Raw genomic sequence first — 13,412 nt, forward strand, 5'->3', positions numbered from 1 at the left:
ACAAAGGGGATGCATATATGATTGTAGAAGAAATTATGAATGATAAGCCTTATACATTAGCTCCTACCAATACAGTGCAGGAGGCACTAAAGTTAATGCGTGAAAAGAAAGTTCGTCATTTACCAGTTGTAGATGATGAACAACACGTTTTAGGAGTAATTACTGAACGAGATATTAAAGAGGTCTTGCCCTCATCTTTGCAGGATGAACCAAACTCTCCTATTTTTAATGCAAAAGTAGAGGATATTATGGTGAAAGACCCCCTTATAGGTCATCCACTAGATTTTGTTGAAGAGGTAGCACTGACGTTTTACGAATCAAAAATAGGCTGTTTACCTATCGTCTCTGGTGGAAAATTGGTAGGCATTGTTACGACAACAGATTTACTCTATACATATATAGAGCTGACTGGTGCTACAGAGCCTGGGTCAAAAATCGAGATTCGGGTATCCGATACACCGGGAGTTTTATTTGAAATTACAAAAATATTTCATCAACATCATGCCAATGTTCAAAGCGTCTTAGTTTATCCTGACTCTGAAAATACACAAAACAAAATTTTAAGCGTCCGAGTAAAAACACTAAATCCTTTAGCAATGATTGAAGATCTACGCAAAGAGGGCTTTGATGTCCTATGGCCAAATTTACCAGGTGTTTCACTATAATGAAAAAGGCTGTATTCGTTTACTCGCCAGAACAACTCGGATATAAATTTTCAGATACACATCCTTTCAATCATAAACGCTTGACGCTAACTATGGATTTACTAAAAAATATTAATGCTCTCGATGATGTAGATATTGTACCAGCACGTGTTGCAACGGAAGAAGAGCTATTGCTTGCACATGATTCAAAATATATAGATATCGTAAAAAAAGCAGGGCATGGTGAATTATCAGAAGCACAATGTGAAAGCTATGGGATTGGTACTGAAGATACCCCCATTTTTGAAAATATGCATGAAGCAAGTGCACAGCTAGTTGGTGGAACTTTAACCGCTGTTGATTATGTAATGGAAGGAAAAGCCGAACACGCCCTTAACCTTGGTGGAGGACTCCATCATGGTTTCCGTGGTCGTGCATCAGGTTTTTGTATTTACAATGATAGCACAGTGGCTATTCGTTACTTACAGGAAAAGTACAACGCTCGTGTACTTTATGTAGATACAGATGCCCATCATGGGGATGGTGTCCAATGGAGCTTTTATGAGGATCCTAATGTTTGTACACTGTCCATACATGAAACTGGTCGTTATCTATTCCCTGGAACCGGAAATATTACTGAGCGTGGCAATGGTCAAGGCTATGGAACCTCCTTTAATTTTCCAATGGATGCATTTACTGAGGATGAAAGTTTTCTAGAGATCTATGAACAGTCAATGCGAGAGATTTTTGAATTTTTCAAGCCAGATGTTGTATTAACGCAAAATGGGGCAGATGCACATTATTTTGATCCATTAACACATTTACATGGAACAATGAATATTTATCGCGAAATTCCTAAGCTAGCTCATCAATTAGCACATGAATATTGTGATGGTCGATGGATTGCAGTGGGTGGCGGTGGCTACGATATTTGGCGAGTGGTGCCCCGTGCCTGGTCCATGTTATGGTTGGAAATGACTGACCAAGTGTTACCAATGGGGCCACTCCCTCAAGCATGGTTGGATCGCTGGCAACCAGAATCCCCTGTTCCTTTTATTCCAACATGGGAGGACCCGATGCCTTTATATGAGCCAATTCCTCGTAAAGCGGAAATAGAGGAAAAGAATGCTCAAATGTTAGCCAAATCGCTACATATTATTCGGAATGAAAGACGGGATTAAATGCTTTTGGTCTTTTGGTTGTTTATCCATCAATTCTTTTGTTCTATCCCTCATTTTTGAAACGCTATCCTCTATTTTTGACGTTCCATCCAGTAAAAAAACACGCAAATCCTTCATAAGCGATTTACGTGTTAGGTATCATTATTTACTTTTGATAGATTGTCGATGCTCAATACGGTGTGGTAAGATAACCGCTTCGTCCTCAACAGTTTCCTTGCTCATTAATTTTGTCAGCAGACGCATTGCAACAGCCCCAATATCGTAAAGCGGTAGCGCGACACTTGTTAACTGTGGGCGAACCATTCGTGCTAACTTTGAGTTCTCAAAGCTAATAACTTCAATATCTTCTGGAACATTTTTGCCCGCATCTTGTGCGCCATGAATTAAACCGATGGCCAGTTCATCACTTCCTGCAAAATAAGCTGTTGGTGGCTGTTCAAGAGCAGATAAAATCTCCCATGCCTCTAAGCCCATATCATAGCTGGACTCTTCTGCAGCAATTAATGCTTCATCTATTGGTAAACCAGCATCCTGTAATGCTTTCTTATAGGCTGCTAGCTTGAATTTTCCGTTAATTGTATACGAAAGTGGACCAGTTACGAAACCAATGCGTGTATGGCCATTTTGAATAAGTAATGAAATCGCTTCATAAGCCGCCTGGAAATAATCGATATTCACAGTTGCAATTGTTTGGGATTCATCCACAGAGCCTGCAAGTACAATTGGTACTGGCGAATGATCCATCGTTTGCTGCATCTTTTCTGTAACCTCATCACTCATCATGACAATACCATCAACCTGTTTTCCAAGCATTGTATCCAGTAGCTGTAACTCTTTATCTTCATGTTGATCTGAGTTGGCTAAAATAATATTGTAGCGATACATGGTGGCAATATCCTCTACACCACGAGCCAGCTCTGCATAAACATTGTTTGCAATATCTGGGATAATCACGCCAACTGTTGTTGTTTTCTTACTTGCTAATCCACGCGCTACTGCGTTTGGACGGTATTCTAATCGTTCAATTACTTCTAGTACTTTTTTTCGTGTTGCTGGTTTTACGTTTTGATTACCATTGACTACACGAGAGACCGTTGCCATAGAAACATTTGCTTCTCTTGCAACATCATAAATTGTAACAGTCATCGTACGTGCCTCCCTTTTTTCCTATTATAGCCTTATCATACGATAATTTTCATATTCTTTTCAAGAAGAACTACGTAAAAACCAAGTACTAATAGTCCTATTCTAGACATTATTTTGTCACGATATAACAAACACCGCCTGCCGAAGTAAGCAAGCGGTGTTCGCTGTTAACAATTAAGCATGAATTTCATGATTTTTCATGAATTTTTGTAGTGTTTCATAGAATGCGTCAAATGTTGGGATGTCCATTTGTTGTTGTGAGTCAGACAATGCCACAGATGGATCTGGATGCACTTCTGCCATGACGCCATCAGCACCGATGGCAATCGCTGCTTTTGCACATGGTAATAATAAATCACGACGCCCTGTTGAATGCGTAACATCTACGAATACTGGCAAATGCGTTTCTTGTTTTAAAACTGGTACGGCTGAAATATCTAATGTATTACGAGTTGCTTTTTCATAAGTACGGATACCACGTTCACAAAGGATAATGTTTTCATTTCCTTTAGACATAATGTATTCTGCAGCATGAATGAATTCATCAATTGTTGCAGCTAAGCCTCGTTTTAATAATACAGGTTTATTTGTTGCACCTGCTGCTTTTAATAATTCAAAGTTTTGCATATTACGTGCACCAATTTGGATGACATCAATATAATCCAATGCTTCCTCTAAATGACCTGGTGTCACGATTTCTGTAATCACACCTAAACCATATTCCTCGGACACACGTTTTAAGATTTTCAGACCTTCTAATCCAAGACCTTGGAAGTCATAAGGAGAAGTACGTGGCTTATAAGCACCACCACGAATTAACTTTTCGCCTTTTGCTTTAATAGAAGCGGCAACTGCTGCTACTTGCTCATACGACTCAACCGCACAAGGACCGAATACGAAAGATGGTTTTCCTTGTCCAATTAATTCACCATTGATATTAATAATTGTATCTTCTGACTTCTTCTTACGAGATACAAGCAACTCTTTCTTTTTATCAGCTTCAAGTTGTTTTAAAGCTGTTTTAAAGATTTGCTTAAATATATAATCAACCGTCATTTGGTTTAATGGACCTTGATTGTGTTCTTTAATAAGATCAAGCATGTGTCTTTCACGCAGTGGATCATAGCGATTCACACCTTGTTTTTCTTTAATTTTACCGATTTCATCAACTACAGCTGCACGTTCATTAATTAGACGAAGAATTTCTAAGTTTAAACCGTCTATTTGACTACGTAAGCTTTCTAAATCTTTTTGGCTCATGCTTTCTTGCTCCTCTCCTCATGACAGACACTTTCAGAACTCTGAAATGTATGTTACATTTTTAGATAATAGCATTATTATAATCAATGTTGTTCAGAATGTCACGCATTTTTAATTTAGCGCTTCAACTCGCTAAATTATTTTCAAGTATGACGCGAAAGGAAGCGATTACATTGAGTTCTAAACTATTCGCACTTGATATTGGCACTCGCTCAGTGGTCGGGATTATTCTCCAAGAAGAAAATGACCATTTTCATGTGGAAGATATTTTAGTAAAAGAGCATAAAGAACGTGCCATGGTAGATGGACAAATACATAATGTCATGTATGTGGCAGAATTAATTAATGAAATAAAACGTGAACTTGAAGAGAAACATGGACCTCTCACAAAGGTAAGTGTCGCTGCAGCAGGTCGATCGTTGAAAACTGAACAAGCTAGTGTGACCATCAATATACGTAATCGACCCATTTTTACTGAAGAAGATATTAGTCGCTTGGAACTTCAGGCTGTTCAACAAGCACAGCAGCAACTCTTGCAACAAAAAGAGGATGCCAAAATTAGCCACTATTATTGTGTAGGTTACTCAGTCCTGTATTATCGCTTGGATGGCGAAGAGATTGGAAGCCTGCTGGATCAACAAGGGGATGAAGCCCAAATCGAAGTGATAGCAACGTTCCTACCTCGGGTGGTGGTGGAATCATTGATTGCCGCTCTTAAACGAGCTGATTTAGAGATGGAAGCATTGACGTTAGAACCGATTGCTGCCATTAATGTGCTGATTCCTCCAACGATGCGTCGCTTAAATGTGGCCCTTGTTGATATAGGGGCAGGGACATCGGATATTGCCATTACGGATAAAAGTACAGTTGTAGCTTATGGCATGGTCCCTACAGCTGGCGATGAAATAACAGAAGCTTTAAGCGACCACTATTTGCTAGACTTCCCTGTAGCTGAAGAGGCTAAACGTCAGCTACAAACCTCTGAAGAGATATTAATTCAAGATATTCTAGGCTTTGATCAGTTTTATCCCAAAGAAGAGGTTTTTTTAGCAATTGAGCCTGCAGTGAAACAGTTGGCGAAGTCTATCGGAGAAGAAATTTTACGACTCAATAACCGAGTAGCTCCCAAAGCCGTTATGCTGGTTGGTGGAGGTAGTTTAACACCCAACCTTACTACAGAACTAGGTCAAGTTCTAAATTTACCAGCTAATCGTATTGCTGTTCGAGGCATTGATGCTATTCAAAACTTAACAAAAGAAGAACATATAAAAGCCTCACCTGAATTAGTCACACCTATTGGTATTGCCATTGCTGCTAAAAAGATGCCGATTCAATATATGAGTTTAACAGTCAATAATCAAGTGGTACGTCTTTTTGAACTAAAAGAAATGACTGTGGCTGATGCCTTTCTAGCTGCAAATATTCGCGCAAAGCAATTATATGGAAAACCAGGACATGGGCTATCTATCAGTGTCAACGGACAGGACATTTTTATACCAGGTGGACATGGTCAGCCTGCTGAAATATTGGTAAACGGGCAACAGGCATCTACAAAAAGCCTGATTAAAACTGGAGATGCCATTCAGTTAATAGAAGGCCAAGATGGGCAACAGGCGACGGCTACAGTAAGAGATCTTATAGATGATGCAGCAATAAAGACAGTGACAATTCAAAACACCAAATATGTGATTGAGCCAAAAATTACTGTCAATAACTCTGATGCATCACTCGATACCGTTTTAAATGATCGTGATATCGTCGTTTTTGATATTGCCGAAACAATTGAGGATGTATTTAAAATTACTAATAATTGGCATTTGTTAAAGCAATTTGAGTCCTATACGATTCAAGTGGATGGACAACCTTTATATTTACCGGAATTTTCCCCACAGCTAATGATTAATGGAAAAATAGCAAAATTGAGCTATGCTGTACAAACTGGAGATGTGATAAGCTTCCAACAACCAGCTCTACCAACAGTACAACATATCGCAGACCAAATGAATCTTTTGCTAGAGGATAAAATCATTATTCATTTCCAACAGGAAGTTTTGGAACTAAAGAAGACTGCAAATGAAGCAATTGTTAATAAAATGGTTGTATCACCACAGTCCACTGTACACAATGGAGCGACTTTAGTATTTAAAGAAAAGGATCGCAGTCGTTGGATTTATCAAGATGTTTTCCGATTCTCTAATTGGCAGCTACCAAGTGCCTTTAAGGGGAATTTTACAATTTTAAGAAATGGCCAGACAGCGAGCTTTGATACAGAGATATTTGGTGGTGATCAATTAGAAATAATATTAGAATCTACACCTATCATTTAAAAAAAGGGATACGTTACAACTTTATCTTGTAACGTATCCCTTTACATTATGCATTATGCACGAACTTCTTCATTTGTTTCTTCTTTTTGATCTGCTTTTTCTGTCGTTTCTTCGGCTTTTGGTTCCTCACTTGGAATGTAATCCTCTAACGGTTCTTCCCCTTCAAAAGAAACCGTACCATCATCAAAAACAGTTGGTGCTTTTGCGGTTTTTAGTGTTTTTACTTTCTCTACTAATTGTGTGGATTGCTCTTGAATTTGTTTAGAAAGTTGAACTGTTTTATCTTTTGCAGTTGTCGAGAAGTCTGCACTCTTATCTTTTAGCTGAACAGCTTGTACAGCCACATCACTGCGTAAATCTTTTCCTGATTTTGGAGCTAACAGTAGACCTGCAGCAGCCCCTACGATTCCACCAACTAATGCGCCAATCACAAAATCCTTCATGTTAACACGCTCCTCTTCATAAATCGAGTCTTGTGGATGATAAAGCTGAGGCAAAGAACTTTCAAGCTGCTGTTCCTTTACTTCGTTAAAATTTGGCTTTTGAGTTGTCATGCAACAATTCCTCCCCATCTAATTATCAAATTTGTCTAGACTGGTTGTCCATCTACTTTCACAGATGCATCTTCAACTTATATGTCTAAGACTTTATTTTTATTCAGCCAGCATAGAATACTCACTGAATAATTATCATTTTTTACGACCCCATTTTCTTTTTGGTGTTTCTTCTACTTGCACAGTTTCAAATGCATAGGCATCTGGTGATACCGATTCCTGCTCGATGATTTTGCGTTTTTTCCATTTATCCGCAATACCCATCGCAACATTACTCCATTGTACAACTTGTGCAATTTTTTCTTCATTTTGTTCTACGCTTTTAGAAACAGAAGAAGTGATCTGCTGAACAGAATTATTTAAACCATTAACGGAGTCACCAATACCTTTAACAGCTTGAACAACTGAATTTAATTGTTCAGATTTATGTTGAATATCCTCTGCTAAGCTATTTGTTTTTGATAATAAAGACGTTGTTTCGCGTGTAATGCCTTCCATTTGGCCTTCAATCCCAGATAATGTCCCAGCTAAGCTGTTTAGGATGGATTTAAGCGAGAATAATGTCATGCCCACGCTCACACATAAAATTAAAAAACCGATTGCAGCAATAATGGCTGCAATATACAAAATCACTTCCATAAGTTGACCTCCTGCTAGTAAATTGTCTTTACTATTACTTTCCCTATCTTCGACAAAAAAAACGGAATTCCTGCTTAAATTTGAGAAAAAACAGCTTAACCCCTACGGACTAAGCTGTTTCATTGTTTTTAAGCACGTCTTCAAAAGCATCTTGGAACTTGTGAACATCACCAGCGCCCATAAATAAGAATACTGCGCCATTATGTTTTGTTAATATATCAATTCCTTCAGTGGTAATCACTGCACTGCCTTCAATAAGTGACGCTAAATCATGAATAGAAAGTGCGCCTTGCGTTTCTCTCGCAGAGCCAAATATATCACATAAATAGGCTGTATCAGCAAGGCTCAAACTATCCGCAAAATCTTGTAAAAAAGCTTGTGTACGTGTAAATGTATGTGGTTGGAAAATCGCAACTAGCTCACGTTCAGGGAATTTTTGTCGTGCTGATTGAATTGTCGCACGAATTTCCGTTGGATGGTGTGCATAGTCATCTATTAAAACATTATCCCCTATATCGGTCTCAGTAAAACGTCTTTTTACACCTTTATACGTGTGTAAACGCTCCTGAATAATATCTGGAGAAATGCCTTCATATTCACATAGCGTAATAACCGCCAATGTATTTAAAACAGCATGATCTCCAAATAATGGGATAAAGAAAGTGCTATAAAATTCATTACGTACAAAAACATCAAATTTTGTACCCTCAGTTGTTTTTTCAACATTACGTGCTTCAAAATCATTTTCAGCACCAAATCCATAATACACAACTGGTACTTTTGCTTGAATACGTTGAAGCTGTTCATCATCACCACATGCGATAATTGCTTTTTTCACTTGTAATGCTAATGATTGAAATGCAGAATATACGTCCTCTATATTAGCGAAGTAGTCTGGATGATCAAAATCGATGTTCGTCATCACAGCATAATCAGGATTATAGGCTAAAAAGTGACGGCGGTATTCACACGCCTCCATCACAAAGAAATCAGCATTTTCATGACCTGCCCCAGTACCATCACCAATTAAATAAGATGTCGGTTTATAGCCACCTACCACATGTGCCATTAAACCAGTCGTAGACGTTTTACCATGTGCACCTGTGATGGCAATGGATGTATAGTTGCCAATATATTCACCTAAAAATTTATGGTAACGAATGACTTCTACACCTATTTCTCGAGCACGTACTAATTCAGGGTGATCATCAGAAAATGCATTACCTGCGATCACTGTCATACCTTCTTTAATATTATCTGCATTAAATGTAAAAATTGGAATATTACGTTCACGTAACGGCTGCTCCGTGAAGAAATATTTATCGACATCTGAGCCCTGTACTTGTTCACCAGCATCAAATAAGATTTGTGCAAGTGAACTCATGCCAGAACCTTTAATGCCTGTGAAATGAAAAACTGTCATTAATTAAACCCCCCGGGAATTTCAATATCCCATCTATCATCTATTAGGTGTATCGTATTATTTCACGAATGGTTAGGTATTAATACCTTCACAAGTGTTAAAAAATACGTACTATTCAACACATCTTGTCTATTATAGCACTTTTTATGCATAAGGATAGATGTGTAACTTTTCTAAAAAAACTAAATTCGACGTAAATTAGATAATCTAGACGAAAACAATGCAATTCTTATTCAAACATAGTAATTAAATCTTCTTCTGTAATGTAACTTTCACGTGGCTTACTTCCTCTTGCTTCCGAAACAAAACCATGTGATTCTAACATGTCAATTAAACGAGCAGCACGATTATAGCCTATATGATACTTTCGTTGAATCAATGAGGTAGAAGCGCCACCTTGCTCATAGACAAATCGGCAAACATCTTCAAATAAATCGTCCTGTTCTGCCGACACCTCTGTTTTCTTTAATAATTCCTCTTGATCGAAAATATAATCAGGCTCACCCTGTTCACGAACATGCTCAATAATCGATTCAATTTCATCATCTGTTACAAAAGTTCCCTGTAAACGCACTGGCGCTGACATACCATTACCTAAATATAGCATATCCCCTCGACCAAGTAACCTTTCTGCCCCCTGCCCATCTAAAATGGTACGAGAATCAATTTGAGAGGAAACTGCAAAGGCAATACGTGTAGGGATATTTGATTTGATTAACCCTGTAATAACATCCACTGAAGGTCTTTGCGTTGCAACAATTAAATGAATACCACATGCACGTGCCTTTTGAGCAATACGGCAAATGGCCTCCTCTACATCTGCTGGAGACATCATCATTAAATCAGCTAGCTCATCAATGACAATTAAAATGTAAGGCAACTTCAGGCTATGTTCATTATTTTTATCTGCTATGGCGTTAAAACGTGTAATATCACGTGCACCTGCATGAGCAAACAGTTGATAGCGGCGCTCCATTTCCTCAACTGCCCATTTTAGTGCTGCCGTTGCCGCCTTTACATCTGTAATGACAGGACTAACTAAATGCGGAATATGGTTAAAAGGCGCCAGTTCTACCATTTTAGGGTCGATCAGCATGAGTTTTAGCTCGTGTGGTGCAGCTTTATATAATAAACTAACCAAAATAGAATTAATACAAACGGATTTACCCGAACCTGTTGCACCAGCGATTAAGCCATGTGGCATTTTACGTAGATCTAACGTAACAGGCTTTCCAGTCAAATCAAGTCCTAATGCTGCCTCTAATGGTGAATCTGACTCAACGAAGGAGGGACTATTTGTTACCTCAGATAAGCGAACAGCTCGTGATACTCGATTTGGGATCTCAATACCGATCGAACTTTTCCCAGGAATTGGTGCTTGAATACGAATGTCTTTTGCTGCTAAGGCAAGTTTTAAATCATCTGCTAAGTTTCGAATTTTACTAACCTTTGTACCATGGCTCACCGTTATTTCAAATTGAGTAACGGCAGGACCTTGCATAATCGATTCAATTTGTGCAGAAACTTGGAAATAAGATAGTGCTTCGACTAATGTGTCGCCCTGTTGCTCCATCCAATCCGTATCTTGTGTTTTTTCCTCTGGTGGCTCTAGGTATTCATCCGTAGGCTTTTGATAGACGTGAGCAGGCTTTGCTGGTAACTCAGCTTCTACTACTTGATTCTCAACAGATTCTACTGAAGCATGCTCTATAATTTTTGAAACGACTTCAGGTTCGATAGCTAGTTCTGGTTCTGACACTTGTTCCCGTTCAGAAGCTAGTTCAAGTTCTGGTTCTAACTCAAGCTTTGGCTCAATAGTTGCAGAAATTTCATCTGCAGCGGTTTTTTCAATTTCTATTTTTTCATTTGTTGAGATACTTGACATTGATGTAACAGGAGCCATTGTAATTACAGCAATAGGCTCTTCAACATTGCTTTTTGTAGTGACACTTTCTACTTCATCTTTTATATCTAGTTGCACTGTACCATCTACTTGCAATTGAATATTCTCTGTCATATGGAAATCGTTGTCATCTTTTGATGGTGAAACGGACATTTCATTTGTTGTCATACTGTCTAAGGACGATGATTTTTCTGGCATCACATCCACTAGTTTGTTTTTCTCTGTTTCCGGCTTGCTCTCTACACGTATAGGCTGATGAGCCATCTTTAATTGCTGTTGGATTCTCCATTTTTCTTTATCTGTTTTTAACATGAGTACATTAAATGGAATTCGACTTTTGTCTTCCTTCGATGCAGTATCAGGAGATTGGTCATCCATTGACGGTTGAACGACAGTAACTTCTCCAATATGGATCGTAGAATTTTCAATTTGTACTTGTTCCACAATCATTTCTTTGACATGGATTTCGGATTGATTTGCTGAAAGTTGTTGAACTGTTTGATCTTGAACAACAGCTTCTTTCTCTTGCCCTTCAAAATCCATAGCAAAAGAAGTCGTTTGAGGCACAGCTACATTTGATGACAAATTTTCCTTATCATCGTTCTCTTCAACTAACAGTTCTTCCTCAAAAATAATTGGTTCACTTACTGTCAAAATTTCTTTCGATTGAATAATCTCATGGTGTTCCGTTACAACCGTTTGGTTTGTGCTAGCCGGCTCTTTTTCTTCTAGTATATTTTCATTTACCTCATTTGTTGTCGCTTCTTTTAAAGGCTTTGCAACAGTTACCTTTTCAACTGCCTGTACATCGGTTTCTTGCTTCTCATATTCCTCTTTTCTTTTATCTAATAATTCTTTGATGGGACTTGGTTTTGCAAAACCATAGACCGGTGAAGGCACATCTGTTGGAACAAATCGTTTGCGATTCTCAGGCATAATACTTTCAACTTTTTGTTCTTTTCGCTGACTCTTTTCTTTCGGTGCAGGTGCAGTCATAGGACTTATAGTAGCTGTTTCATTTTGTGCATCACGAAACACTAAGCTTGCTCTTGAACGAAATTCTTGTTCTGAAGGCTGACTTTTCATCGTTGTTTTTCTACCTGTACGTTTAGAGCGATTTGCTAGTAAATCTCGAATTCCTGAAACCTCTACATCATAAACACTAGAATCGACAATATGATGATTTAAATGTTTTGGTAACGATAAATCCCCAATTTGTCCATAATCATCATCTTCCATTTGATCAAACATTTCTTTTGAGGACGTATAGGATGCCTCACCTTCATCATCGTCAATCAAAGGAAAACGGAAAGTCTTTTGCTTAGAGATTGGTGGTTCTTTTTGTGTATGTAATTGCTCCGACTGAACTTCTCCATAATCCTCATAATATTCTTCATACTCATAGTCTTCATCTTCTTTATTAATAAATTTACTAATTTGTTTTTTAAACCAGTTCACTTCGTTTCACTCATTTCTCTTACACTTCATTTATAGCATTGTCTAGTTTTAAATTCATCAATAGCTCAATGTCTACATCAAAAAGCATACCATAAAAACGGTCTTGAAACTTGCATTTAGAGGCTCATTCTAAACAAAAAAATCGTTATGCTACTAGCATATTAGTAACATAACGATTTAGGGCATTTCACCTTGACACAAGGAATAATATCATGATAAAACATTTAAATTTTAATAATTTCATTTTTAAATAGAGGAATTTTTATTTAGTTGGCGATTCAAAAGAACTACCTACTATAGCATCCTCTGGTAATACTAAAATTCCTTTTTCAGATGGTGCATTAGGAATCGCTAATTCACGTGCTGAACAAAGCATACCGTAAGACTCAACACCACGTAAATTCCCTTCTTTAATAAGCATTCCTGAAGGCATTACGGCACCAATTTTCGCAACAACTACCTTCTGACCTGCTTCTACATTAGGGGCACCACATACAATTTGTAGTATCTCATCTCCTACATTGACTGAACAGATACTTAATTTGTCAGCATTTGGATGCTTGTCCTTTGTTTCTACATAACCAACAACAAATTTTGGTGAAAAATCAACATCAAGATTAATATGAGCTCCATTTTTTTCAATTGCCACTGCTAGCTGTGCTACTAATTCTGGTGTCACTTCTACTAAGCCTTTAGCATCTGTTTGGATGTAACTGCTCGCATTAAATAAATTGAAGGCTTTAATTTCTCCCGTTTGAGCTTCCCTTAAAATAGCGATATCACCAGCACGTTCTACTTCTGTTTTCACTATGGCCTCCGTTGCTAGTTGAACTAGTAAGACATCTCCTACATGCTCTTTGTTGTAAAATACGTTCAT

10 protein-coding genes are annotated in these 13,412 nt (G+C 38.0%); 3 read left to right on the plus strand and 7 right to left on the minus strand.

Features of this window, described 5'->3' with window-relative positions:
* The first annotated feature begins 17 nt into the window (after window positions 1–17).
* Window positions 18–665, plus strand: coding sequence for an acetoin utilization AcuB family protein (locus LCP48_RS17395; RefSeq protein ID WP_004226115.1), 648 nt, complete (start codon window positions 18–20; stop codon window positions 663–665).
* On the plus strand, window positions 665–1,825 hold the full coding sequence (locus tag LCP48_RS17400; protein WP_004226112.1) for an acetoin utilization protein AcuC: 1,161 nt from the start codon (window positions 665–667) through the stop codon (window positions 1,823–1,825). The genes LCP48_RS17395 and LCP48_RS17400 overlap by 1 nt, the downstream gene beginning before the upstream one ends.
* A gap of 141 nt (window positions 1,826–1,966) precedes the next feature.
* Here the strand turns inward: LCP48_RS17400 and ccpA are convergent, their stop codons facing one another.
* Together ccpA and LCP48_RS17410 are read right to left on the minus strand one after the other, a co-directional pair.
* Window positions 1,967–2,971, minus strand: a complete 1,005-nt coding sequence (gene ccpA, locus LCP48_RS17405) for a catabolite control protein A (RefSeq protein WP_004226110.1) — start codon at window positions 2,969–2,971, stop codon at window positions 1,967–1,969.
* A 174-nt stretch (window positions 2,972–3,145) separates the two neighbouring features.
* Complete coding sequence (locus LCP48_RS17410; protein WP_004226108.1) at window positions 3,146–4,231, minus strand: bifunctional 3-deoxy-7-phosphoheptulonate synthase/chorismate mutase; 1,086 nt, start codon at window positions 4,229–4,231, stop codon at window positions 3,146–3,148.
* Between the two features lie 173 nt (window positions 4,232–4,404).
* On the opposite strand from LCP48_RS17410, the gene pilM reads away from it, so the two are divergent.
* Window positions 4,405–6,558, plus strand: coding sequence for a pilus assembly protein PilM (pilM, locus tag LCP48_RS17415; protein ID WP_004226106.1), 2,154 nt, complete (start codon window positions 4,405–4,407; stop codon window positions 6,556–6,558).
* A gap of 53 nt (window positions 6,559–6,611) precedes the next feature.
* Here the strand turns inward: pilM and LCP48_RS17420 are convergent, their stop codons facing one another.
* From LCP48_RS17420 to ytpR, 5 genes are all read right to left on the minus strand, one after another.
* Window positions 6,612–7,112 carry a YtxH domain-containing protein gene (locus LCP48_RS17420; protein ID WP_004226105.1) on the minus strand — a complete coding sequence of 167 codons (501 nt, stop codon included), beginning with the start codon at window positions 7,110–7,112 and terminating at the stop codon, window positions 6,612–6,614.
* Between the two features lie 135 nt (window positions 7,113–7,247).
* On the minus strand, window positions 7,248–7,751 hold the full coding sequence (locus LCP48_RS17425; RefSeq protein WP_004226103.1) for a DUF948 domain-containing protein: 504 nt from the start codon (window positions 7,749–7,751) through the stop codon (window positions 7,248–7,250).
* A gap of 109 nt (window positions 7,752–7,860) precedes the next feature.
* Window positions 7,861–9,174, minus strand: a complete 1,314-nt coding sequence (gene murC, locus LCP48_RS17430; RefSeq protein ID WP_004226102.1) for a UDP-N-acetylmuramate--L-alanine ligase — start codon at window positions 9,172–9,174, stop codon at window positions 7,861–7,863.
* Between the two features lie 229 nt (window positions 9,175–9,403).
* Complete coding sequence (locus LCP48_RS17435; protein ID WP_004226100.1) at window positions 9,404–12,535, minus strand: DNA translocase FtsK; 3,132 nt, start codon at window positions 12,533–12,535, stop codon at window positions 9,404–9,406.
* 262 nt (window positions 12,536–12,797) lie between these two features.
* The gene (ytpR, locus tag LCP48_RS17440; RefSeq protein ID WP_004226099.1) at window positions 12,798–13,412 is read right to left on the minus strand and encodes a YtpR family tRNA-binding protein; all 615 of its coding nucleotides are present in this window, start codon (window positions 13,410–13,412) and stop codon (window positions 12,798–12,800) included.

The organism is Lysinibacillus capsici, from assembly GCF_020217405.1.
GTDB classification, from domain to species: Bacteria; Bacillota; Bacilli; order Bacillales_A; family Planococcaceae; genus Lysinibacillus; species Lysinibacillus capsici.

Bases quoted from the DNA above. Each gene is read 5' to 3' on its own strand.
- LCP48_RS17395 (WP_004226115.1), top strand. From the start codon at position 18: ATGATTGTAGAAGAAATTATGAATGATAAGCCTTATACATTAGCTCCT.
- LCP48_RS17425 (WP_004226103.1), bottom strand. From the start codon at position 7,751: ATGGAAGTGATTTTGTATATTGCAGCCATTATTGCTGCAATCGGTTTT.
- LCP48_RS17400 (WP_004226112.1), top strand. From the start codon at position 665: ATGAAAAAGGCTGTATTCGTTTACTCGCCAGAACAACTCGGATATAAA.
- murC (WP_004226102.1), bottom strand. From the start codon at position 9,174: ATGACAGTTTTTCATTTCACAGGCATTAAAGGTTCTGGCATGAGTTCA.
- LCP48_RS17410 (WP_004226108.1), bottom strand. From the start codon at position 4,231: ATGAGCCAAAAAGATTTAGAAAGCTTACGTAGTCAAATAGACGGTTTA.
- LCP48_RS17420 (WP_004226105.1), bottom strand. From the start codon at position 7,112: ATGACAACTCAAAAGCCAAATTTTAACGAAGTAAAGGAACAGCAGCTT.
- ccpA (WP_004226110.1), bottom strand. From the start codon at position 2,971: ATGACTGTTACAATTTATGATGTTGCAAGAGAAGCAAATGTTTCTATG.
- ytpR (WP_004226099.1), bottom strand. From the start codon at position 13,412: ATGAACGTATTTTACAACAAAGAGCATGTAGGAGATGTCTTACTAGTT.